Origin of the sequence: Pseudomonas typographi (genome assembly GCF_014694385.1) — a bacterium.
Lineage (GTDB): Bacteria > Pseudomonadota > Gammaproteobacteria > Pseudomonadales > Pseudomonadaceae > Aquipseudomonas > Aquipseudomonas typographi.
This window is the reverse complement of record NZ_JAAOCA010000018.1, coordinates 1-24,324: the sequence shown is the minus strand read 5'-3', so window position 1 is coordinate 24,324 and position 24,324 is coordinate 1. Positions and strand designations below refer to the sequence as shown.

Below are 24,324 nucleotides of genomic sequence, written 5' to 3'. Positions count from 1 at the left end.
GCAGGAGTTACCCGATGAAAGCTTTCCAAGTAAAAGCACCTTTTGAATTCGGCCTGGCGCAAGTCGAGAGGCCTCAAGTGGCGCCCGGTGAAGTCAAGGTAGACGTCGCCTACGCCGGTATTTGTGGCTCGGACATGCACATCATCCACGGGCAAAACGCCTTTGTGCGTTTTCCGCGAGTGACCGGCCATGAGTTCTCAGGCGTGGTACGCGAAGTGGGCGAGGGCGTCGAGAACCTTAAGGTTGGCGACCGTGTGTGCATCGACCCGGTAATCAGTTGTGGCAGCTGTTACCCATGCCGGATCAATCGGCCGAACGTCTGCACTCGGCTGCAAGTAATTGGCGTACACCGCGATGGCGGTTTCAGTGAGCAAGTCTGCGTGCCAGCTGGCAATGCCCATCGCTTGCCTGACTCGTTGTCCCTGAGCCATGCGGCACTGGTGGAACCTTACTCCATTGCCCTCAATGTGCTCGATCGCATGCAGCCCCATCCGGGCGACAGCCTATTGATCTACGGCGCGGGCGTGATTGGCCTGACCTTGGTGCAAATGGCCCGGGCGCTAGGGTTGACCGATATCACCGTGACCGACGTCATCGATACTCGCCTGGAAACCGCCATGGCCCTGGGCGCCAGCCGCACCCTAAACGGCAAGGATGTCGACGTCGAGACGACCCTGCGCGAATTGACCCATGGCGAAGGCATGCCGCTGATCGTCGATGCGGCCTGCATTCCGGCGCTGATGCCGCAAATGGTGCGCCTGGCCTCGCCAGCGGGGCGTATTGGCCTGCTGGGTTTCAACGCAGTGCCGAGCGACCTGGTGCAGTTGGAAATGATCAAGAAAGAACTGACGCTGGTGGGGTCGCGGCTGAACAATCGCAAGTTCCCACGGGTGATCGAACTGATCGCCAGCGGCAAATTGCAAGTCCAGGAAATGATCAGCCATCGCGTCAGCTTCGACGACATGCCGGCGGCAATCGGGCTGATCGAAAGCCATCCTGAACAGACTCGCAAGATCCTCGTGGAACTGAGCGGCGCTCCCCAATAGCCATTTGTAAATAGTCGTGCTCATCTGGGCACCCTCACCGAATAAACACAAGAAGCGGGAGGTTCCAATGTTTGGTCAAGGCCGCACGTTAATCATCATCATGTTGTTCCTGGCAGGCGTCGTTAATTACCTGGATCGCTCGGCATTGTCCGTTGCGGCTCCATTCATCCAGAACGACTACGGTCTGACAACGGGTGAAATGGGCATGATCTTCAGTAGTTTTTTCGTCGGCTATACGGTGTTCAACTTTGTCGGCGGCTGGGCAGCCGACCGCTACGGAGCGAAAACCACGCTGTTGCTGGCGATGGCGCTGTGGTCGCTGTTCAGCGGCCTTATGGTGCTGACGATAGGCTTCGCGTCGCTGGTGTTCATCCGCATCCTGTTCGGAATGGGTGAAGGGCCGTTGAGCGTCACCACGAGCAAGATGGTCAACAACTGGTACACCCCCAAACGTCGGGCGCGGGCGCTGGGCACCTCGATGTCCGGTACACCGTTGGGCGGCGCGATTTCCGGGCCGGTGGTAGGCTTTATCGCCATCAGTTACGGCTGGAAGGTGTCGTTCATCATCATTATGACGTTGGGCCTGATCTGGGCGCTGGTGTGGTTCAAGTTTGTCAAGGACAAGCCTCAAGGCAAAGTCGCCGATGAGATTCTGAAGGCAGAGGGCAAAAGCGAAGTTGCGGCGCTGCCGGTTCATCCGCTGCGTTACTACCTCAAGCAACCGACGGTGCTGTTCACCGCGCTGGCATTCTTTTCCTACAACTACACGCTGTTCTTCTTCCTGACCTGGTTCCCCAGCTACCTGACCATGGCCCGCGGCCTGGACGTCAAGGACATGAGCATCGCCACGGTCATCCCCTGGCTGTTGGGTTTCCTCGGTTTGGCCTTGGGCGGTTTCATTTCCGACTTCGTGTTCAAGAAAACCGGGCGGATGATGTTCTCCCGTAAAGTGGTACTGGTGACATGCCTGTTGGTCTGCGCCGCCTGTATTGCCTTTGCCGGGATGGTGAACGCCCTGTATCCGGCGGTCATTCTCGTCGCCTTGGCAGTGTTCTTCCTGTACCTCACCGGCGCCATTTACTGGGCGATCATCCAGGACACCGTGCCTGCGGCACGGGTGGGGGGTGTCAGTGGCTTCATGCACTTCCTGGCTAACACTTCGGGCGTCATTGGCCCGACCTTGACCGGCTTCCTGGTGCAATTCACCGGTTCGTTCACCAGTGCGTTCCTGCTGGCGGGGCTATTGACGGTGATCGGTGCCGGGTGTGTGGCACGCTATGTCAAACCTCTTTCGGCGGCGGATACCGGTAACTCGGAGGTGCGACGCCCGCAATCGAGTTCGGCCCTGAGCCGGCCATAACGAGTCATGAACAGAAGGAGCGTGTCGATGCCGGTTGTGAAACGTGTGCCTTCTACCAGCCCTGTCCGTGAGATCGGCATCGTGCATCTTGGCTTGGGGGCGTTTCATCGCGCACACCAGGCGGTCTATCTGCAACGCCATCTCAACCGCCATGGCCAAAGTGAATGGGGATTGTGTAGCGCTAACCTGCGCTCGAATCGGACATTGGTTGATCAATTGCGCGAGCAAGACGGCCGTTACCATGTGGCCGAGTATCGCGACCGCGAGCAGGTGACGCTGCGTGAGATTGGTGTATTGCGCCAGTGCTTGTATGTGGGCGAGGGCGGCCATGAACTGGAGTTGCTGTTGCAGCGCATGGCCGCGCCGCAGACGCGGATCGTTACGCTAACTGTCACCGAGAAAGGTTACTACTTGAGCCCTGCCACCGGGCAGTTGCGTATTGAGGATCCGGCGATTGCCCATGACATCGCTCATCCGCAAGCGCCGCGTACAGCCCCCGGTATTATCCTTGAAGCCTTGCGCCGCCGCCATGCCGCAGGCGTTCCGGCGTTCACCGTGTTGTGCTGCGACAACATGCCAGACAACGGCCAGCGCACTCGCCAGGCAGTCAGCGCATTGACGGCGATGCAGGATGAAGGGTTGGCGCAGTGGATCAACGACCACGTGGCGTTCCCTAGCTGCATGGTCGACCGGATCGTCCCCTCCATGGATGCCGAGTCGTTCACTCGGCTGGAACGGCAACTGGACTGCCGCGACCCTGCGGCGGTGGTCTGTGAAAGTTTCACCCAGTGGGTGATCGAGGATCACTTTCCTCTCGGTCGTCCGGACTGGGAGGTGGAAGGCGTGCAGATGGTGGACAACGTTCGCCCATTTGAAACGATGAAACTGCGGATGCTCAACGGCAGCCATTCGTTGCTGGCCTACGTGGGTTTGTTGGTCGGCCACGAATCGGTGTTCGAGGCTATCAACGATGCGGATCTGGCCCACTTCGTCGAGCGCTACATGGCCCAGGAAGCGGCGCCTACCCTGGACATGCCGGCGGGCATCGATCTTGCGGTCTACGCCCACGATCTGAAAGCGCGCTTTGCCAATGACAGCCTGCAACATCGCCTACGCCAGATCGCCATGGACGGCTCACAGAAACTGCCGCAACGCTGGTTGCTCGGCGCACAGCAGTTGCTCGAAATGGGACGAGGCCTAGCCTGCACCGCGGTGGGTATCGCCGCATGGATTTACTATTGCACGCAGCCGCTCCCCGACGGTTCGGCGCACGTGGTTAACGACCCCTTGAGCGCAACCTTTGCCGATCTCGCAGGAAGGTTCGAAGGCGAGTCGTTGGTCGACGCCTTTCTCAATCTGGACGAGGTTTTCCCGGCTGTGCTTGCTGAACGCTCAGCCTTTCGCGATGCGGTGCAACGGGCCTATGGCGCCCTGGCCTGCGACGGCATGGGCAGCCTTTTGCACACCTTTGCCGCATACGACTGACAACAAAGGAGAACCACATGGAACAAACATGGCGTTGGTTTGGCCCCAAAGACCCGATCTCCCTGGCGGACGTCCGCCAAACCGGTGCGACCGGCATTGTTACCGCGTTGCACGAAATCCCCAATGGCGAAGTCTGGCCGGTGGATGTTATCGCGGCGCGCAAACAGATGATCGAAGCCGCAGGCTTGAGTTGGTCGGTGGTGGAAAGCATTCCGGTGCATGAGGACATCAAGCGTGGCTGCGGTCGACGCGACGAGTACATTGCCAACTACCAGCAGAGCGTGCGCAATCTGGCAAGCTGCGGCGTCGATATTGTGTGCTACAACTTCATGCCGGTGTTGGATTGGACCCGCACTGACCTGGCCTGGGAGTTGGCGGACGGCGGTTGGGCCCTACGTTTCGATCAAACCGCGTTTGCCGCGTTCGACCTGTTCATCCTCCAGCGCCCGGATGCGCAAGCCGAATACAGCGCCGAGGATATCCACCAGGCCAGGGCCTACTTCGAGCGACTGACACCAGCCCAGAGCGAAACATTGGTCAACACCTTGATAGCCGGCCTGCCCGGCGCCGAGGAACACTACAGCCTGGAAGACTTCCGGGCCTTGCTACGCAGCTACGCGGAAATCGACGAAGCCAGGTTGCGTGAACACCTGGGGTATTTTTTGCGCGCGGTGATTCCGGCTGCAGAGCAAGTGGGCGTGCGCATGGCTATCCACCCGGACGATCCACCCCGGGCTCTGCTGGGATTACCGCGCATCCTGTCCACTGCCGAAGACGCCCAATGGCTGTTGGACGCAGTGCCAAGCCCGGCCAATGGCCTGACGTTCTGCACCGGTTCCTATGGCGTACGCGAAGACAACGACCTGGTGGCAATGGCCAAGCACTTTGCGCCTTTCATTTACTTCACCCATCTGCGCTCAACCCGACGCGAGGCTGACCCGCGCAGCTTTCACGAAGCTCATCATCTGGACAGCGACGTCGACATGGTTGGGGTTATCAGTGCCCTGGTGGCAGAAGAGCGCAGGCGTAAACGCGAAGGTGGCCCACGCTTGCCGCTACGTCCGGACCATGGGCATCAACTGCTCGATGATCAGCACCGTAAAAGCAATCCCGGCTATTCGCTGATCGGTCGACTCAAGGGCCTGGCAGAAATCCGCGGCGTAGAATTGGCTGTGAATCACCAGATGAATTGATGATTAGAAACTACTGAGAAATAGTTAGCGGGAAAGCTCCGTTTATTACAAGCTCTGCAGAACGACAGTCTTGAAGAGCCCTGTCTGCGACAACCTCGAGCTTATCAGCTACCAGGCGCACCATGGAGTAAAGCTACCAACTGAATCGCCAACTGGGCGACAGCCCGTGGGTAGGCGGCGGGGCAGGCTCTGGCGGTGCAATCACTTCGCTGAAGTCCGCCATCACATCGGCCTTGATCGCGGCAAACGCGTAGCTGCCCCGATCGCGAGGGCGTGCCAGGGGCACGTCGACCACGCGCTTGATGCGGCCCGGCCGTGGTTCCATGACCACGATCCGGTCCCCTAGGTACACCGCTTCTTCCACATCGTGGGTCACCATGATCGCGGTGATCCCTTCTTGGCGCAGGATCGTTTGCAGTTCGCGCTGCAAGTGGCTGCGGGTCAGCGCATCCAGCGCGCCGAAGGGCTCGTCGAGCAAGAGGATTTCAGGCCGGCTGACCAAGGCGCGGGCAATTGCCACGCGTTGTGACATGCCACCGGACAACTGGCCTGGCCAAGCGTTTTCAAAGCCCTTGAGGCCGACCATTTCGATGTGCGCGTGCACCGCGTCATGCTTGCTTTTACTCGACTGGTTCGCGTTGAGCAGGCTGACGGCAATGTTCTGCTCGACGGTCAGCCAGGGGAAAAGACGATGTTCCTGGAATACGATTCCGCGCTCCAGGCTGGTGCCGACAATGGGCTGCCCGTCTACACGGATCTCCCCTTGATACTCTTTTTCGAGCCCAATGATCAGCCGCAATAACGTCGATTTACCGCAACCGCTGGAACCGACCACGCTGATGAACTCGCCGGGGTTGATGCTCAAGTCGATATTTTCCAGCACCGGCATAGGCTGGTTGTCCACGATGTACTGCTTGTTCAGGTGTCTGATTTCCAGCGCGGCTGCATGGGCCATGTGGAGTCCTCGGGAAGTGTGAATGAGGCCGTCAAGCGCCAACGGTGTTTTCCCGCCAGCGCAGCAGCCGGCGCTCAGTGGCCTTGGCAATGATGTCCAGCGCGAAGCCGATGAACCCTGTCAGCACCAAGCCCACCAGTACCACGTCCATCTTGAATTCGGCGCGGCTTTCGAACAGCAGGGTGCCCAACCCAATCCCTGAGCCGAGCAAATACTCAGCGCCCAGCGTTGCCAGCCAGGAAAACACCAGTGACAAATAGATACCGTTGAAAATAGAAGGCAGCGCGGCCGGCAGTACCAGGCGGGCAAACATTTGCCAAGGCGTGAAGTGGCTCACCCGTGCGACATCCACCCAATCCCTCGGCACGTTGCCGACCCCTTCCAGGGTATTGAGCACCACCGGGAAAAACGCCGCCAGTGCGATGAATACCACCTTGCTGCCGTCTTCATAGCCGAACCACACAGAGATAAGGGGCAACCAGGCGAATAGTGAAACCTGCTTGACCGAATGCAGCGTCAGGCTAAAAAAGCGCTCGGTTCGTGACGACATGCCCAATAACACGCCCATGATCAGGCCGATACCGGCGCCCAGGATGAAGCCACCCATGGCACGCAGCAGGCTTTGCCCGACCGCGGGCCATAATTCGCCGGCCTCGCTCAGCGTGGCGGCGGCGGTAAGCACCTGGCCCGGTGGTACAAACAATTTCGAATCAGTGATGCCGAAGGCATACACCGCCCACCAAGCCAAGAGGATCAAGGCCGGGATTGTCGTGCCTCGGCGCAGTTTACGCAGGCTGATCACGCTCATGAGGCAAACCCCGCGCGGCGCCAGCGCAGGATGCGTTTCTCGATCATGGCCAGCACTTGGTCCAGCACGAAACCCACCACGCCGATACTGACCACCGCCACCAGCATCGCGTCCAACCGGTAGAGTTGGCGACTGTCGACCATCAAAAACCCCAGGCCCTCGGAAGACGCCAACAGTTCTACCACCACCAGGGCCAGCCAGCTTTTGGTCAACCCGTAGCGGATACTGCTCCAGACCATAGGGAACGCCGCCGGGAGAATAATCCGCCACAGCGCTTGGCGGCGGCTGAACCCGTAAATGCGGCCAACCTCCACATAATGGGGCGGCACTGCACGGATGCCGTTGTAGGTATTCAGCGCCACTGGCAACAGGGCTGCCTGGGCGACGAGTACGGCTTTCAGGGTTTCGCCGATACCGAACGCCAACATCAGCAGCGGCAGCCAGCCGAGCAGCGGAACGTACGCGATCAAACGCACCAGCGGATAGAGATAGTCACTGGCGCGTTCCGACAGCCCCATCGCCGCGCCCAAGGCCAAGCCGAGGGCCGAGCCCAACAGAAAACCTTCAAGCACGCGCTCGAGGCTGATCAATACATCCCGCTGTAACTCACCACTGGCCAACAGCTCGGTTAAGCTGTCGAGCACCTCGCCGGGACTGGGCAATACTTGTGAACCGAGCCATTGCTGGCGGCCACCCAGCCACCAGAGGCCCAGGATGATCAGCGGTAGCAACCAGGGCCAGAGCCAATAATCCAGCTTGGCTGCGCGCCGGCGCCAGGCCAACGCGCGCAGGCTGGGCAGCGGTTGCTGCTGGCGGTGTTTAGCTGCAGGCATGAGCGCCAGGCTCGGTCTGGGCTGGCCCATGCTTATTGCCCGGTCTGCGCGATGGGCTGGCCGTGTTCGTCCAGCTCGGCCCAGAAATGTTCCAGGTGCAGGTCCTTGAGGGCCGCGTCCAGGAAGCTATGGTCCATCCATTGGTCAACGTCGAAATCCTTGCCGCGCAGCAGCTTCAGCTCTTTGGCGAGGCGGTAAGTGTCGTGATATTGACTGACCAGGAATTTATCGAACAGTGGGCTGGCACGTTCACTCCAGGGCCGGTCGCTGCTGTCCTCCTTGAGTGCGTCTTGTAAGCGAAAGCTCCACCACGGGCCATACACCTGCTCTTTGTTGGCGTCATCTGAAGCCCACTGCGCGGCGCGCACCAGCACCTTGACGATTCGCGCGGTAGTTTGCGGGTAGCGGGTGGCGAAGTCATCGCGCACGATCAGCCCGGTCTGTGCCGTGGCATTGGGCGCATTGCCCCGGGTGGTGTAGATAATCCTGGCCAGGCCGCTATCCCGCAGCGCCAACAGTTCCGCGCCGCCGAACAAGGCATCGATGTCGCCGGTGCCCAAGGCGGCGGTGGACGTTGCCTGGTCCAGGTTCATCTGCACCACGTCCTTCTCCGTCATGGCGTTGGCGGCCAGAATGCGGATGACTTGAGGGTGAATGTAGTTGCCCTTGAGATACGCGACTTTCTTGCCCTTGAGGTCGGTGACGGACTGGATCGCGGAATCGGCCTTGACCGCCAGGTACGCGTTGCCGAACTTGCTGACCGGCAAGATATAACGCGTCTTCACCCCGGCCGAGCGGCCTATCATCGAGATCAGGTCGCCTTGGCCGGCGAAATCCAGCTTGTTGGTCGCCAACGCCTCGCTGACCATGGGCACGGTGTTCAGCCCGATGAATTGCAATTGGGTGTCGTCGTTACGAAATTCTTCTTGAAACAAACCCCTGGCATGGGCGATGCCCAGCAAGCCCCACCCCCAGTGTTCGTTATTGGCGGTCGACAGGCTTGGGCCGCCCAGGCGGATCTGCTTGGGTGGGGTTTCGGTAACGGTCGCGTCTGCATACGCGCTTGGCATCCCGGCTGTCGACAGGCTAAAAGCCAGTATGGCCAAACCCAAGCGCCGATAGAGGCTGCACAGTAACGTGGACTGGATCACGAATGGCTCCCGTGGGGTCGGTTGGCGGCCTGTAAAAGGTCCGGCTGTTCTTTCACGATGCTTTGATACAGCGGTTGGAAGTTCAGCCAGCCGTTGTAAGCCTGGAAACGCTCGGCGCCGCGCCGGGCATGCTCTTCTTCCATCGTCTGCGCCGAGCCGATGGATTCGGCGGCGATCTGTGACTGGCAAATTTTTTCCAGCGAAATAAACAGATAAGCCGCTTCATCGACGGTTTGGCCCACGGTCAACAAACCGTGATTTTTCATCAACAGCGCGCGGTTGGTGCCCAGGGCATTGACCAGGTTGTCACCCTCGCCATGGGCATGGCTGTCATAGAGCGCATGCTTGCCATAAAACACCGCCGACTCGGCGCTGGCCGCCGGCAGAAGCCGCCCGGTCGTGCTCCAGGTTCGCCCATACAGCGAATGGGTATGGGCCACCGAGACGATGTCCGGGCGCAGGGTCAGAATCGCCGAATGCAAGGGAATGCCGCCGGGGTGTGGGCAGCCGTGGCCCTCGATCAGGTCGCCGTCCAGGCTTACACGTTGCAGGTCACCGGCGGTTATCAAGTTGAAGCTGAGCCCAAATGGATTGATCCAGAAATGTTGGGGGTTCTCCGGGTCGCGGGCTGAAATGTGGCCCATCACCCCTTCGTCATAACCCAACTTGCCAAAAATACGAAAAGCCGCCGCAAGCGTTTCCTTACGGTGCTGGCGTTCGCCTTCGGCGCTACTGAACACCGGGGGCTGAGGGCGTGGATAGGTTCTGGCTTTTTCGAAACGTTGTTCGATGCTTAGGGCTGTGTTGGCCCGGGGCTGGATAGGCGTATTCATGGCAAAGACTCCAGCGCCGAAATGGCAGCGGTGGATGGGGAGGAGGGCGAGGGGGGCGTCGCGTGCGGATGAGTGGGGAAATCGAGCCCCAGGTTTCCACGAAAGGTGCCGGCCTCATAGTCGGTACGAAACAGCCCGCGCTCTTGGAGAATGGGCACCACTTTTTCGATGAAAGCGCTCGCATGGCGCAACGCGCCAAAAATGATAAAACCGTCTACCACCGGTGTTTCGAACAGGTGCTGAAGCTTGTCGGCAATCGCCACCGGCGTACCGACGAACCCGCCGCGGGGGTTCGCGGCCCTGAGCGCCAGTTGGCGCAAGGTGAGTTTTTCTTCGCGGGCGATGCGCTTGTAATATTCGGCGGTGGATTTGAAGCTGTCCTTGCCGATATCGCCCAGGTCGGGCAGTGGCTCATCGAGCGGAAATTGGGAAAAGTCGAAGAAACTGAAGTAACGGCTCAGGTACTTCACCGCAAAATCGATATCGACATACTTCGACGACTCCTGATACAGGTGGTCCGCCTCTTCTTGGGTGTCGCCCACGATAGGACCGATTGAGGGAAAAATAAGCACTTTTTCCGGGTCTCGGCCATGGGCTTTGACCCTGCCTTTTATGTCCTGGTAATACGCCTTCGCCTGCGCTGGGTCGCCGGCACTGGCGAAGTCGGAGAAAATCGCATCGGCAAAACGCGCCGCGAGATCGCGCCCGGCATCGGAGGCGCCGGCCTGGAATTGCACAGGCCGGCCCTGGGCAGAGCGCTCGATGTTGAGCGGGCCCTGTACCGAAAAGAACTCACCCTTGTGGTTCAGGGTGTGCATTTTGTTCAAGTCTACGTACTGGCCGGTTTCACGGTTACGCACAAAAGCATCGTCTTCCCAGGAATTCCACAGCCCGGTCACCACCTCGATGTATTCCTGGGCGATTCGGTAGCGCAGTTCGTGGGTGTGCAGCGTGTCGTGGCCATGGTTTCGCGCCACCCCCTCCAGGGCGGAGGTCACGGCGTTCCAGCCTGCCCGGCCACGGCTGATTTTATCCAGCGAGGCCAGCTGCCGGGCGGTCGTGAACGGTTCACTGTAAGACGTGGTCATGGTGCCGACCAGCCCGATGTGGCGGGTGACCGCAGCCACTGCCGACAAGGCACTGATCGGTTCTAGCCGGCTCAGAAATGGCCAGGTGGCATCGCGGGTGATGTAAGCGGAGTCGGCAATAAACGCAAAGTCGAATTTGGCCGCTTCACCCAGCTGTGCCAAGCGTATGTAACTGTCGATATCCGAGGCTGCACCATCGGCTATTTGCGGGTCGCGCCAATGGCCGCCGCCGCCCTGGATGCCGATACCAAAACGAAGTGTGCGTGAATCGTTGCGAGCCATGATGTGTTCTCCAAACCAGCGTCGGCGCAGTTGATCGGCCGGGCCTGTTAAACATGGATATCGAGTGGTTTGAACGGGACCTGTTCACAGGGCGAGCCGTTCAGAAGTTTCAAACTACGCACGCGCGGGCAGATGCGGAACCGCTAAAATCGGCAATGCTTATGCGAAAACATGGCAAGGGGCCAACTTAAAAGGGCGAATAGTTATCATCTGATCCGCCTATTTATAAATACGCAGAAGTTGTAGGCTTATTCCAAAACGGCCTTGTCAACTTTCTCGCCGATCAAGCCCCGCAATAGCCGCGCGCCGAAGTCCCACGCGCCGAGTTCGGCGGCCGAGCCCAAATGGCCGTGGGCGCCGGCAATTTCCAGCGTTGCGCCCCAGGCCTCGGCGAATTGTTCGGCCCTTGCCAAGGTCACTTTAGGGTCGTCGGTACTGGCCACTACCACGGTGCGGAACGGCAGCGGTTGCAGTGGAATGGGTGCGAAACCCACGGTGCCGGGCGGGTAGTCTTCGGCTTCGACGTCGCTGGGTGCGACCAATAACGCGGCCTTGACCGGCCCACTATGGTGTTTGGCCCAGTGGCTGACCAGGCTGACCGACAACGAATGAGCCACCAGCACCACCGGGGTTTGGTCGTGGTTGATCGCCGCGTCCAGCGCCTGCACCCAATCATCAAGGTCAGGGTTATCCCACTCTTTTTGCAGCACCCGCTGGTATGCGGGGTGGTTGCTTTCCCAAATGCTTTGCCAGTGTTGTTCTCCCGAATTGCCGCGGCCGGGCAGAATCAGAACTCGCACATCACTCATCTATTTCTCCTTGGTCTTACGTTTTTATCATCACTGCGGGCAGTGTCTGGCAAGCGGTAACAGGCATCCCGGCACCGTTGCGGCATGGTAGGGGAGCGGCGCGGGGCAACGAACCGATATAAAGTGCAATGCATAGCTGTTGGGTTCATAACCACTCAGAAGTCGTAGCGCACCCCCGCCAGCCATTGGCGCTGGGTGTTGTACGAATAGCTGTAGACCGAAGGCGTTTCATAGGTCCTGTCGAACAGGTTCTTGACGGTCAATGAAAAGGTCAGCTGCGAACCGGAAGGCGTATAAAAGCCGCCCAGGTCTACCAACGTTTGTGCTGGCGTGGCGTAGGTATTTTCCGGGCCGCTGTAATATTTGCTCGAATATTTCGCTGTACCGTTGAGGCGCAAATCGCCACCGGGCACACGGATGTCATAAACGGCGTTGGCGTTCAGGGTCAGGTGCGGGGCGAAGGGCAATTCGTTACCCGTGTAATCGGCGGCCGTGGTGCCGCTTTTCAGGAATTGGTCGAATTTGGTCCTCAGGTAAGACACAGAAAAGTTGGTCTGCAAGGCCGGGGTGAAGCGAATCGAGGTTTCCAGTTCTGCACCGTAGGTGTGCGCCTTATCAACGTTGGTCAGCACCGAGCCGAGCACCACATTGTTATTGATGGTCGGGTTGGTGAGGTTGGTCTGATAGTTCCGGTAGTCGTTGTAGAACAACGCAATATTGTTCTGAACCCGATTATCGAATGCTGTCGACTTCACCCCCCATTCGTAGGAAATTACCTCTTCAGGGTCGATGGGTACGGTGGCCAACGCCAGTGACCCTGCGGGCGCAGGGTTCCAGCCGCCCGAGGTTTCGCCCTTGGCGATGGTGAAGTAGGTGAACAGCCCCGGCTGAAAGGTGTAGTCCAGCGTGAGCTTAGGGGTCACGGCGTGGTTGCGCTGATCAATACCCTCTACAGAAAATTGCCGGGCCAGCAAATCCCGGTGTGCGTCGCTGGCATAAGCGTCGGCATCCAGCGTGTGCTGTTCGCGTGAGTAACGCAGGCCGCCGGTAATGCCGAAGGCGTCGGTCACTTTGTAATGCAGTTGGCCGAATACGCCATAACTTTCCTTCTCGTTCCAGGAACGCGTGACCTGCCAGTTGCTACCCGCCTTGGTACTGGTCACCCGGTCAAAATTAAAATGCTCGCGGAACGCGGTCGCACCGGTGACGAAATCGAAGTTGCCGTAATCGCCGAGCAGCTGGAACTCTTGGGAAAACTGCCGCTGGTTGATGTACTGCTGGAATTTGAATATGCCCTCGCTAATGGGCAAGCCATCGGAATCCCAGGGTTGGTCGTCCTTGATTCGGCGCCAAGCGGTAATCGACTTCAGCGTTAAATGGTCGTCCAGTTCGTCGCTCGCCCTGAGCGAAATGCCGCCGTTCTTCTGATCGGTGCGGGTGTCCCAACCTGCCAATGTATGCCGATCGCTCAGGCCACGATTGATCGGCGTACCCACCGCGTTATCCGAGTTATCATCGGCCTCATCGACGGCCAGGTCGAAGCGCAGTTGGTCATTGGGCTTGAACAGCAACTTGGCCCTGGCCTGGGAGGTATCGAATCGGTTTACATCCTTGTCCAGCGTGTCGTTATGAAAATAACCGTCGTTGCGTCGGTGTGCCACCGCCAGGCTCGCACTCAAAATGTTCGGGACCAAGGCGCCACTGACGTGGGCCTTGGTTTCCACCGTGCCCAGGTTGCCACCGGCCACATCGAGCGAGCCATGAAAGGCGTCGCTCGGGTCGCGGCTAATGATCTTGATCGCACCAGAGCTGGTGTTCTGCCCATAAAGGCTACCTTGTGGGCCACGCAGCACTTCAATGCGTTCGATGTCCGGTAGGTTGGCGAAGGCGTTACCGAATTGCCGGGCGATATAAACGTCATCGATATACACGCCGACCGAAGGGTTGCCCGCGGGGCGTGAGTTGCCGATGCCACGTATGAACACGTACTGCTGGTTAAGGTACGGGCTCGGCAGGGTCAGGCCAGCGGCTTGCCCCGCCAGATCGGCAAGGGTATGCACCCCTCGTTCCTGCAACTGGCTTTCGCCGATGGCGCTGACCGCCACCGCGGTTTTCTGCACGTCTGTGGCACGCCGCTCGGCCGTCACGGTGACAGTTGCCAGGCTGGAATCACCCTCGGCCTTGGCAGGTGCCGCGTCTGCCTTATCTTCATCTGCCGCCGCTGCCAACGTGCTGAAAAGCGCCAGTGTGATGCCCAGTATCAGCGGGTTGGGTTTGCCGGCAAAAGATACCGCGCCCAGGCAACGCTTGGCTGTTCGATGACTCGTCATGCTGTACCTCATAAAGGGTTCATTAAAATTCACTACATGGCCTGGGCGCCCAGGTTTGGGCCGGTTCCGGTATTCACATAGGCGCACAGGGGCGGCCAAAATGGTGTGGCGGCATAAATGTGTGAATGAGGTAAGTTCAGCGCGGCAGGGCTTGCTCAGCCGATGCATAGCCTGCGCCAGAGGTTAACGGGGGGCGTGAAAAGAACGAACTGATATTATCTGCAATACAAAGCTGGGTTATTCATATAGGCGTTTTGCAAAGCGCCCGAGATGTTAAACCCGGAGTAAACCCTCACAAGCCTTGGGCAGTGCAAACTTTAACTGTTGGATATAAGAATATAACGTAATAAGTGAGGCGGCGCTCAATACGCAGCACCTTGCTGTTCCACATACAAACTGTGGTACGCCCCGGCGTTATTCATTAACTGATCGTGGCTTCCTTTCTCCACGATTCGGCCTTGTTCCAGCACCACGATTTGATCGGCCTGGCGAATGGTGCTCAGCCGATGGGCGATGATCAAGCAGGTGCGGCCCTGCATCAGCCGCGCTAGCGCCTGCTGCAGGTGTACTTCGGTCAACGTGTCGATATTGCTGGTGGCTTCGTCGAGAATCAGTATTTTCGGGTCGGCAAGAATCGCCCGGGCAATGGTCAGCAATTGCCGCTGGCCTTGGCTGATGTCGCCGCCTTCATGCCTCAAGAGGGTGTGGTAACCGCGCGGCAGTTTCTCGATGAAACCATGGGCGTTGGCCAGCCTACAGGCCGCCTCGATTTGCGCGTCGCTGGCCTCGGCCCTGGCGTAGCGGATGTTGTCGCGCACCGAGGCGTCAAACAGCAGCGGCTCTTGCATGACGAAGCCCATTTGCCGCCGCACGTCGCGGCGCCGCAGGTCACGCAGGTCGATGCCGTCAATAAGGATTCGCCCGCCACTGACGTCGTGAAAGCGACTCAACAGTTGCACCAGTGTCGTCTTGCCCGCGCCAGTCGGGCCGATCAACGCGAGGGTTTGGCCTGCCGGCACATGCAGGTCAATGCCGCAAACCACCGGTAAACCCCCGGCATAGGCAAAGTCCACACCTTCGAAGCGAATGTCCCCGCGCAATGACCTTTGCTCGATCAACCCGTCGGGCTCTTGCGCTTCGTCGAGCATCTCGAATGCGCGTTCAGCCCCGGCCAGGGTGGCCAGCACCGTACTGATCTGGGTCGAGACTTGATTGAGTTGCCGGGAGAACTGCCGTGCATATTCGCAGAAGGTGATCACTACGCCGATGCTGGCCTTACCGTTGAGCGTAAGGATCGCCCCGACCACCAAAATCAGTGAAAAGCTCAGGTTGTCGCATACATACATCAGCTTGGACAGAAAGCCCGAGTAAGCCTGCGCCCAATAAGCCGAAACGTGCAGATGCCGGTTGCGTTGCTCGAACGCCTCGACCGCGGCGTGCTCCCGGCCAAAGGCCTTGCTCGCCATGTGTACCGCCAATGCCTCATCGGCATACCCGGCCAACGCGCCGAGGTCGGCCTGCTGGCGCTTGAACAAGACCGGTGTGCGCGAACCGACCCAGCGCAAGCCGCCGAACATCATCGGCACCACGATCAAGCTGACGATGGCCAATAATGGGTTGAGCCAGAACATCAAGCCCAGCATGCCGATGAATACCACAAGGCTGGTGCCGATTCGCAGCACCGCCTGGCTGAGCGTTTGGCCTAGATTTTCCAGGTCGTTGGTCAGGCGGCTGGCAACTTCGCCGGCGTGCCGGGCGGCGAACCAGGCCAACGGCAGGCCATGCAAATGTGCGAACACCTCTCGCCTGACATGCATCACGGTATGCTGGGCCAGGCTGATCATTACGTAGTTCTGACCCAGGGCGACGCCCAGTTGCAACAGATAGACTACAGCCAGTGAGGCGATCATGGCCCAGGCTGAGCCCGTGGGCTGTACAACCAACAGTTGATCGATGGCAAGCCCCAACAGGTAAGGCGCCAGCAGCACCAGTGCGGCACCGATCAGGACACTGGCAAGCACCAGTAGAAGCCTTGCACGGTAATCGACCCTATAGCGCCACAGCCGCGCAAGCGTCTTGCTCCACCCCGTGTTACGTGTTCTCGGTACCCCTGCGCTGTTCGCGCGGCCCAGCAGCGGCATGGCGCCATAGCGGCGTAATAACGAAGGTTCAGGCACTGAGGGCGACCCCGGCATTGCGCGATTGTGACTCGACGATTTGCCGGTAAACAGTGCTTTTTTCAAGCAGCTCGGCATGGGTGCCTTGGGCCGTCAATTGGCCGCCCTCTAGCAAAAGAACGGTATCGGCGCGGCGCGCTGCGCTGATTTTCTGCGTAACCAGCAATGTGGTGCAGGGCAGGCCATTGATCACGTTCAATAAGGCGGCTTCAGTGTGCGCATCCAGGGCGCTGGTACAGTCGTCGAGCAGCAGCAGGTCGGGCTGGCGCAACAGGGCCCGGGCCACGCACAGGCGCTGTTTCTGGCCACCGGACAGGTTGCCACCGTGGGCCTGTAGCACCGTGTCGTAACCGTCCGGCAGGCTCAGGATCAACTCGTGAATCTGGGCCTTCTTAGCGGCTTCGGCCAGTTCTGCCAGGGTGGCGTCGCGTTTGCCCCAGCGCAGGTTATCCGCGATGCTGCCCGATACCAACATAGGCGCCTGCGTGACGTAGCCGATGCGTTGGCGCAGGGTTGCCAGGGGCACGCCCTGAATGTCCTGGCCATCGAAGCATAATTGGCCCTCGTCGGTGTCGTGCAGGCGTGCCAGCAATTGAAGCAGGCTGGTCTTGCCGGAACCGGTGGCGCCGAGGATCACGGCGGTGTGCCCCGGCTGCACGGCAAACGAGACGTTGCGCAGCACCTGTTGGCCTTGGCCGGGATAAGCAAAGCCAAGGTGCGTGCTCGTCACCGCGGGTGCGGCACAGGGCTGGCGCTGGGGAGGCTCCTCTAGACCCGCCTCTGTTTCTCCATCGAGCACTTCGCTGACGCGGCCCAGTGCCGACCTGGCCATGCTTAGGTTAGTCAGGATCATCGACAGGAAAGCGAACTCACCAATGATTCTGGCCGTGTAATTGAGGATCGCGACTACTTCACCTGGGCTGATACCGTGGTTCATTATCCGCCGGCTGCCGCCCCATAAAATCGCCAGGGTGCACAGGTTTAACAACAGGATCAGCGCCGGGACCACCATCTCCGACAGTTGCATCGCTTGGGTCGCCCTCCGGCGCAGCGCCTCGGCAGCGCCGATAAAACGCAATTGCTCGTGCTCACCCCGCCCATAAGCGCGGATCAACTGCATGCCGTTGAAGTTCTCCCGCAGCAGGCTGGTCAGGCGGTCCAGTTGCTCCTGTGCCAGGCGAAACAAGCGTAGGCCCCGGCCTAATGTCCAGCTCAGGGCGAAGCCTATCAGCGGGGTGGCCAGTGCCAACACGGCGGCGAGTGTGGAGTCGACGGCCAGCGCCAGAACAACGGCCCCGAGGATAATCAGTGGCGCGCGTAGATAGAGCCGCACGCACATGAACACGGCGTTTTGCAACTGGTTGGTGTCGCTGGTCAAGCGAGTCAACAGGCTCGCTGTGGACAGCCGCTGAAACGCTGCCAAGGGCGCGAAGGCGAGCCGGCTGAATAGCGCAGCGCGCAGGTCGCGGGCAAAGCTTTGCCCGCCATCGGCTGCATAAAAGGTGCTGGTGATACCGCAGGCGAAACTGAACAGTGCAAGGATGACCATCGAGCTGCCCCACAGCAGAACCTGCCGCTGATCATGGGTAAGCACGCCACGGTCAATCAATTGGAGCATGAACAGCGGGTATGAGAGTTCCACTAGCGCTTCGCACAGCATCAGACCGAAGGCGATAGAGAGCGAGCGCCGATGAGGGCGCAAGTACGGCAGGAGTATCGAAAAGCGTGCCATTGAGAGGCTCTCGTTCGGAACAAACACTAATGGCACACTCACGCTTGGCCGCCCTGGCGCTAAAGCCCGGACGGTTTAACGCACGGCATCGCCGAAGCGATAGTCGTGGGTCACTTCATCCAGCCGCGCCTTCAGTTGTGGGTCCAGGGCCAGATCGGCGGCCGCCAGGGTCTGTTGCAATTGCTCTGGCCGGCTGGCGCCGATCAGCGCCGTGCTGACCTGTGGGTTGGCCAACACCCAGGCGATCGATAGGGTAACCAGATCGATAGCGTGTTCGTTGGCCAAGCCCTTGAGCGCTTCGAGGGTGTTGAATTCGCGCTCATGCCAATAGCGCGCTTGATAGCGCCCGGCGATGCTGCCCAATGTGAAACGGGTACCGGGGGTAGGGTCGCCTAAGCGATGCTTGCCACTCAATAACCCCCCGGCCAGGGGGTTATAGACAATCACGCCGATGTCCTGCTCGGCAGCCAGCGGCAGCAGTTCTCGCTCGATTTCCCGGAACAGCAGGCTGTAGCGCGGTTGCACCGAGATGAACCGGCTGAGTTGGCGCACATCGGAGCGGCCCAACGCCAATGCCAGGCGATAGGCGAGAAAGTTCGACACGCCGATATAACGCACCTTGCCCGTACGGACCAGGCTATCCAATGCCTCGAGGGTTTCGTCCAGCGGTGTCTCGGCGTCGTCTGAATGCAGTTGGTAGAGGTCGACGTAGTCAGTGTTCAGGCGGCGCAACGAATCGTCCAGCGCCTTCAGCAAATGTTTGCGCGAGGCGCCTTGGTTCCAGGGGTGAGGGCCGACCTTGGCCACCGCTTTGGTCGCGAGGATGATGTTATCGCGACGGCCCGGGAGCCAACGGCCAATGATTTCCTCGGTGCGGCCCACGGTTTCCAGGCTGCCGCCGATAGGGTAGACATCAGCGGTGTCAATGAACGTAACCCCGGCGTCGACCACCCGGTCGAGAATATCCCGCGCGGTGGCTTCATCGCTTTGCAGGCCAAAGGTCATGGTGCCGATGCCGAGCCGGGAAACAGTCAGGCCGGTATTGCCGAGGCGGGTATATTGCATCGCGAGTCTCCGGGCAGCGAAATGGGGCGGTGAACGGCTGCAGCGCCTACGGTACGTAATCCTGAGGCGCCGCAGAATCAATAAATTCAACTATGGTTATGACGCTTTTGCTCCGCCCCAGGGCTGAACGCTGTGCTCAACGGCCCGGGGCTTGCTCAGTGCTCACCCTTAAGATAGTCGATGACCGCTTGGGTTTCTTCGTCAGTATCAAGCCCGGAAAAGGCCATCCGGTTGCCCGGCACTTTGGCTTGGGGATCTTGCAAAAACTCGAACAGATTTTCTCGGGTCCAGACGATGTTGCTTTTGAGTAAGGCGTTGGAGTAACGAAAGCCTTGGCGCGCGGCGGCGCGGCTGTTGAGCACGCCGTGTAGGTCGGGGCCGATGCCACCGCCTTCGCCGTCGAGCGAATGGCAGGCCTGGCATCTGACGAAAACGCTTCGCCCGTCCACCTGCGCCCAGGCGTCAAGGCTTGCACACGTGATGAGTAATGCAAGCCAGTAGCGGCTCATACCAACCCCCGCTGATGCCGGGCGTAGCGAAGCTTGATGGCGTCGGCGGTATGGTAGGCCAGGCTGCTCACCAGCAAGGTTGGCGGGTAAGCCGCGTCATGGGGAAACACCGACGCCCCCGCGATAAATAGGTTATCCAGCGCCCACGCCTGGCCATATTTATTGACCACGCTGGTGTGCGGGTCCGCGCCCATGATGGTGCCGCCGGTGTTGTGCGTGGACTGATAATGCTCCACCGACCAGCTTTGCGCGGCTTTGGCCTGGGTGCGGTGAGTAGGGTTCAGTTGGGCGGCGATCTGGTTGAGGATCCCGGCGCTGTGGCGGGTCAGTTTCCTTTCGTTTTCGCTGTAGTCGAACGTCATGCGCAGCAGCGGTTGGCCGAGCGCGTCGCGATAAGTGGGATCGAGGTCCAGGTAGTTCCAGCGATTGGCCATGGTCGAGGAGTGCGCCGCGATAGTCATGGTGCGCGGGAACCATTGGGTAGTCTGCTGCTTCCAGGCGCTGCCCCACAATGAGCTGCCTTGGGGCAGTGCTCGGGCGCCAATTGGCAGGCCCTGGGACGCACCGGCATATAAAACCGAGCCGCCGATGGCGCCGATCTGGCTTCGGTCGAAGTCCGCGTTGGCATTGAAGTCGTCAAGGCTGGTCAGGCCCCCATTCATATAAGGGTTGAACAACTGGTTTTCGAAGAACAGCGCGACACCGGTGCCTGCTTGATAGGCGTAATTGCGCCCGACCACGCCGTTGCCGCTGACCGGGTCGTAGGGAGTATCGATGCCCGATAGCAGCATCAGGTGCACATTGCCCAGCGCGTATGAGGCCAGCACCACCACGGCGGCCGGCTGGAAGTGCGTTTGCCCCGACGCCAGGTTGGTGTATTCGACCCCCGTTGCACGTTTACTGCCGGCGTCTTGGGTGATTTTCGATACCCAGGCATGGGTGCGTAGCTCGAAATTCGCCTCGCGTTGGGCCAGCGGAATCATCGTGTGATGGGGGCTGCCCTTGGCATTCACCTCACAGCCATACCCGCCGCAAAACCCGCAATACTGGCATTCGCCGAAGGCCACACCGTCCGGGTTCACATAGGCTTGCGATGCCCGCGCCATGGGCGTGACATAGGGATGGTAGCCGAGGCTGCTGGCGGCGGCATTGAACAGCTCTCCGGCCAGCCCGGTATCCAGGGCGGGTAGCGGATACCCACGCCGCCTAGCCGCCTCGAAGGGGTTGCCCCCCGCCGGGCCAGCGCCTACCGCCCGGCGTTGGCCGACGTTGTGCGCGACCCCGGAAACACCGGCCATGTACTCGAACTTCTCGTAATAGGGCTCAAGTTCGTCATAGCTGATCCCCCAATCCTGGATCAGTAAGCCATCACTGGGTTGCGCCTTGCCATAACGTTGTTCAGTCATTGACTTGAGCTTGAACTCCTGATCGGTCCAGCGCAGGCTCAAGCCGCCCCAATGAATACCCGAACCGCCGACGCCTTCCCCGGGCAGAAACGAGCCCAGCTTGCGCATCGGCAAGGCGCGTTCATTCACGTTGTTGCGCACCGTCACTGTAGTGCGGGTGAGGTCTTGCATCAGTTCATTGCGTACGGAGTAGCGCAGTTCATCCCTGATCCACGGAACGGCAAAATCTTCCTGGGTCGTATGGCTGCCGCCTCGCTCCAAGCCGACGACATGCAGGCCCGCCTGGGCCAATTCCTTGGCAATGATGCCGCCGGTCCAGCCCATGCCGATGATCACCACGTCCACTTCTTTATGGGTTCTCATGGTTGGCCGGTCCACCCTGACACGTCTGCGATGCTGATCGGTTCTACCCGATAGGGGCGGTTGCGGTAACGGGCGATATTGCGTTTGTTGGACTCGATCACACCGGGAAAATCAAGCATGCGCCAGCCCGCCTTGTTTCGGTTGCCGCCATAGGCCGGGTCGGCAAACAGCCCTTCGCGAACCAGCGCGTACAGCAGGTTGAAATATTCCCCGGATGGCACATCGCTGGTTAGCTCAGCGCGGCCATCCTTGAGGCGGTGCAGTAGGTCATCCAAGTCTTCCGGGGCCAATTGATTAAAGCGTTTGCCATAGGTTTGCTGGGCATATTGCAACGTGGCCTCGGTGCCAAGCCGGAACAGCCGGGCAGGGGTCAGCGCCAATTGATAGCCCTGGTTCGGGGTGCCTTCGAGAAACGGCCCCTGCAGGTAAACCCGCTCACCCTTGCCCCACCCACTGGAAAGGGCCCGGTCGATATAGACCGGGATACCGAGCTCGTTGCCCGACGGTGACAGAGCGTCGGCAGGCACCATATGGTCAGCCAGGCGTTCGACGAAAGCGCCTTCGCTGGGGCGCAGGTACGTATAGGCCAGCGCTTGCGGTGCCCCCTGTTGTTCGTCGGCCGCGGCGGGCGCCACAGCCGACGAGGTGATCAGCACCGCGATGCCCGCCGGCGCGGCCTTGATAAACGTTCTTCGATCCACGCTCATACCTTTCTCCTGCCGAGAGGGTGTTCGGCTTTCAAAAAAAGTCCCGTTTTACGCTGACCAGCAAGGTCCGGGGGTCGTTGTAGGTCTGGCTCAGAATGTCGAAAGCCGATACGTAAGTGCGGCTAAGCGGGTAGGTTTTATTGAGCACGTTCTGCACATTCACCGACACGCTCCAATGGTCACCCGGTAGGTTGTAAAGCGCGCCGAGGTTGACCAGGATTCTGGCGGGCAGCGGCTCGGGATAGTCATTGAGCTGGTGTTCCTTGCCGCGATAACTGACGTCACCGAAAAACGCTATGCTCCCCGGCAGCGCGGGGATGTCCGGTTGATAATCGAACCCCGCACCGGCGAGCCAGCTTGGCCCGGGTACGGGCCGGCCACTGTAGTCGGAATTGGCGTTGCCGGTCGGGTTAAGGAAGTCCTTGAACTCAGACTTGATATAGGTCGCATTGAGCCTCAGTTGCAGGGTACGCGTGGGGCGGGCGCTGACTTCGAATTCGGCGCCATACAGCACAGCCTTGGCGGCGTTTACGAACACCGCGCCGTTGATGACCTGGCCATTGACCACGGGGTTGGAGATGGAGGCCTGATAATCGTCGAAATCGTTATAGAACACCGCGACGTTGGTTTGCAGGCGGCCCTCTAACGCCGTGTTTTTAAGGCCCAGTTCATATGAGGTGACTTTTTCCGGGTCGACGGGCACACCGGCTACCGCCGCGGAGCCTGCGACCACGTTATAACCACCGGCCTTTTCGCCCTTTGCGTAACTGAAGTAACTGAACAGGTTGTCGGTGAGTTGATAGTCCAGGCCCAGCTTGGGGGTCCAGCTTTGGGTATCTTGGCTCAAATCGTCGAGGCGCCCGGTCGTCCCGAGGTTAGCCAGCGCGGCGTTGGAGCGATAACTGGTCCAGTCGTAATCATCTTGTTGTTTGCTGAAGCGCACCCCGGCGGTGAAGCCAAGCTTATCGGTCAGCTTGTAGTGGCCCTGGCCATAAATACCCAGGGTCTGAACGTCGGTTTTACTGGTGATGCCGTTGTAGACATTGTTGGTCCAATTCGGCCGGTTCACCTTGACGTTCTCGACAAAACCGATGACTCCGGTGGTGTAGGTCAGTGCGCCATAGTCACCGTTGAGCTGGAATTCCTGCGACGCCTGATGCTGCTCAAGGTTGAATTGCCAGCCGTATTTGCGGTCAGCGATACCGTCATAGGACCAAACATCCGGGTCGGTCTTGAAGCGCCGCCAGGCGGTGATGGATTTAAACTGCAATTGGTCGTTGAGCTGGCTGCTGACTTTCAGCGAAATGCCGCCGCCCTCGTTCTTCACATCCAAGGGTTTGTTTTCATAGGTCACGCGTTTTTGCCAGCCCGGAACGTTGACCCGCGTCGGCGCATAGTTATCGGACGTGTCCTTCAGTGCATCAAGGCTCAACACCGCCTCGGTGGCCTCATTGAACACCAACCGTAGCTTTGCCCTTGCCTGGTCGGTATCGATGCGGTTCACGTCCTTATTCAGCGTCTTGTTCCTGACGGTGCCGTCATTCTCTCTTCGGGTGTAGGCAAAACTGCCATACAGCACACCCGGCGCCAGTGCGCCGGTAATGAAACCTTTGCTTTCCCGTGCACCATGGTTGCCGGCGCCAACGGACAGCGAAGCATGGTATTCGTCGGTGGGGGTAGCGGAAATGACCTTGATGGCGCCCGCGCTGCTGTTCTGGCCGTAGAGGGTGCCTTGGGGGCCGCGCAGCACCTCGATCCGCTCGATATCCGGTAGCCCGAAAACGCCGCTGTTGATGATTCGCGGGATGTAAACATCGTCCAGGTAAAGCGCCACTGCGCTGTTTTGCCCGGGTACACCGGTGCCGATACCCCGTATTGAGCGGTAGCCCATACTCGGCGCGGTATTACCGGGTACGTCCAACCCCGCCACCGTACCGGCGGCGAGGTCATGCAGCCCTTTGGCGTTTTTCTTGTCGAGCTCGGCGCCCCCGATCACACCGACGGCCACTGGGGTTTTTTGCAATGAGGTTTCCCGTCGTTCCGCCGTTACGGTAACGTCCGGTAGCCGGGCTTCGTCCGTGGCGGGGGCATCCTCGGCCATGGCGTTGGCAGGGATGGCGGCCAGCCCCAGGTTGACGCTGCACAAAAGCGCCAGGTTGGCGGCCCGGCGTAACGATCGGGGCGTAGGGGAG

General features: G+C 59.8%; 19 protein-coding genes. 4 read left to right on the top strand and 15 right to left on the bottom strand.

Going from position 1 to position 24,324, the window contains the following annotated elements:
• Positions 1 to 14 precede the first annotated feature (14 nt).
• The 4 genes from HAQ05_RS14975 to uxuA all read left to right on the top strand — a co-directional run bounded on the left by HAQ05_RS14975 (position 15) and on the right by uxuA (position 5,084).
• Entirely contained in the window at positions 15 to 1,046 is a 1,032-nt protein-coding gene (locus tag HAQ05_RS14975; RefSeq protein ID WP_190421948.1) for a Zn-dependent oxidoreductase, read from the top strand.
• 67 nt (positions 1,047 to 1,113) lie between these two features.
• Complete coding sequence (locus HAQ05_RS14970) at positions 1,114 to 2,406, top strand: MFS transporter (RefSeq protein WP_190421946.1); 1,293 nt, start codon at positions 1,114 to 1,116, stop codon at positions 2,404 to 2,406.
• Between the two features lie 27 nt (positions 2,407 to 2,433).
• Complete coding sequence (locus tag HAQ05_RS14965) at positions 2,434 to 3,891, top strand: mannitol dehydrogenase family protein (RefSeq protein ID WP_190421944.1); 1,458 nt, start codon at positions 2,434 to 2,436, stop codon at positions 3,889 to 3,891.
• A 17-nt stretch (positions 3,892 to 3,908) separates the two neighbouring features.
• On the top strand, positions 3,909 to 5,084 hold the full coding sequence (gene uxuA / locus HAQ05_RS14960) for a mannonate dehydratase (RefSeq protein WP_190421942.1): 1,176 nt from the start codon (positions 3,909 to 3,911) through the stop codon (positions 5,082 to 5,084).
• Positions 5,085 to 5,217: 133 nt separating this feature from the next.
• Here uxuA and HAQ05_RS14955 read toward each other — a convergent pair whose 3' ends face one another.
• From HAQ05_RS14955 to HAQ05_RS14885, 15 genes are all read right to left on the bottom strand, one after another.
• The gene (locus tag HAQ05_RS14955; protein ID WP_190421940.1) at positions 5,218 to 6,039 is read right to left on the bottom strand and encodes an ABC transporter ATP-binding protein; all 822 of its coding nucleotides are present in this window, start codon (positions 6,037 to 6,039) and stop codon (positions 5,218 to 5,220) included.
• A gap of 31 nt (positions 6,040 to 6,070) precedes the next feature.
• Positions 6,071 to 6,847, bottom strand: a complete 777-nt coding sequence (locus HAQ05_RS14950) for an ABC transporter permease (protein ID WP_190421938.1) — start codon at positions 6,845 to 6,847, stop codon at positions 6,071 to 6,073.
• Positions 6,844 to 7,680 carry an ABC transporter permease gene (locus HAQ05_RS14945; RefSeq protein WP_202988085.1) on the bottom strand — a complete coding sequence of 279 codons (837 nt, stop codon included), beginning with the start codon at positions 7,678 to 7,680 and terminating at the stop codon, positions 6,844 to 6,846. The genes HAQ05_RS14950 and HAQ05_RS14945 overlap by 4 nt, the downstream gene beginning before the upstream one ends.
• A 32-nt stretch (positions 7,681 to 7,712) precedes the next feature.
• Positions 7,713 to 8,831, bottom strand: coding sequence for an ABC transporter substrate-binding protein (locus HAQ05_RS14940; RefSeq protein ID WP_190421934.1), 1,119 nt, complete (start codon positions 8,829 to 8,831; stop codon positions 7,713 to 7,715).
• Positions 8,828 to 9,664, bottom strand: coding sequence for a class II aldolase/adducin family protein (locus HAQ05_RS14935; RefSeq protein WP_190421932.1), 837 nt, complete (start codon positions 9,662 to 9,664; stop codon positions 8,828 to 8,830). Before HAQ05_RS14935 ends, HAQ05_RS14940 begins: the two co-directional genes overlap by 4 nt.
• Positions 9,661 to 11,034: an LLM class flavin-dependent oxidoreductase gene (locus HAQ05_RS14930; RefSeq protein WP_190421930.1), complete on the bottom strand. Its 1,374-nt coding sequence runs from the start codon at positions 11,032 to 11,034 to the stop codon at positions 9,661 to 9,663. The genes HAQ05_RS14935 and HAQ05_RS14930 overlap by 4 nt, the downstream gene beginning before the upstream one ends.
• A 248-nt stretch (positions 11,035 to 11,282) precedes the next feature.
• Positions 11,283 to 11,843, bottom strand: a complete 561-nt coding sequence (locus HAQ05_RS14925; RefSeq protein ID WP_190421928.1) for an RBBP9/YdeN family alpha/beta hydrolase — start codon at positions 11,841 to 11,843, stop codon at positions 11,283 to 11,285.
• 155 nt (positions 11,844 to 11,998) lie between these two features.
• The gene (locus HAQ05_RS14920; protein WP_190421926.1) at positions 11,999 to 14,173 is read right to left on the bottom strand and encodes a TonB-dependent receptor; all 2,175 of its coding nucleotides are present in this window, start codon (positions 14,171 to 14,173) and stop codon (positions 11,999 to 12,001) included.
• 362 nt (positions 14,174 to 14,535) lie between these two features.
• Positions 14,536 to 16,194 carry an ABC transporter transmembrane domain-containing protein gene (locus HAQ05_RS14915; protein ID WP_190421924.1) on the bottom strand — a complete coding sequence of 553 codons (1,659 nt, stop codon included), beginning with the start codon at positions 16,192 to 16,194 and terminating at the stop codon, positions 14,536 to 14,538.
• Positions 16,195 to 16,342: 148 nt separating this feature from the next.
• Positions 16,343 to 18,082, bottom strand: a complete 1,740-nt coding sequence (locus HAQ05_RS14910) for an ABC transporter ATP-binding protein (RefSeq protein WP_190421922.1) — start codon at positions 18,080 to 18,082, stop codon at positions 16,343 to 16,345.
• Positions 18,083 to 18,157: 75 nt separating this feature from the next.
• Positions 18,158 to 19,147: an aldo/keto reductase gene (locus tag HAQ05_RS14905; protein ID WP_190421921.1), complete on the bottom strand. Its 990-nt coding sequence runs from the start codon at positions 19,145 to 19,147 to the stop codon at positions 18,158 to 18,160.
• A 155-nt stretch (positions 19,148 to 19,302) separates the two neighbouring features.
• On the bottom strand, positions 19,303 to 19,656 hold the full coding sequence (locus tag HAQ05_RS14900; RefSeq protein WP_190421919.1) for a c-type cytochrome: 354 nt from the start codon (positions 19,654 to 19,656) through the stop codon (positions 19,303 to 19,305).
• The gene (locus tag HAQ05_RS14895) at positions 19,653 to 21,425 is read right to left on the bottom strand and encodes a GMC family oxidoreductase (protein WP_190421917.1); all 1,773 of its coding nucleotides are present in this window, start codon (positions 21,423 to 21,425) and stop codon (positions 19,653 to 19,655) included. Before HAQ05_RS14895 ends, HAQ05_RS14900 begins: the two co-directional genes overlap by 4 nt.
• The gene (locus HAQ05_RS14890) at positions 21,422 to 22,132 is read right to left on the bottom strand and encodes a gluconate 2-dehydrogenase subunit 3 family protein (RefSeq protein WP_190421916.1); all 711 of its coding nucleotides are present in this window, start codon (positions 22,130 to 22,132) and stop codon (positions 21,422 to 21,424) included. The genes HAQ05_RS14895 and HAQ05_RS14890 overlap by 4 nt, the downstream gene beginning before the upstream one ends.
• A 31-nt stretch (positions 22,133 to 22,163) precedes the next feature.
• On the bottom strand, positions 22,164 to 24,324 hold a 2,161-nt coding region (locus HAQ05_RS14885; protein ID WP_190421914.1), incomplete at its 5' end, for a TonB-dependent receptor.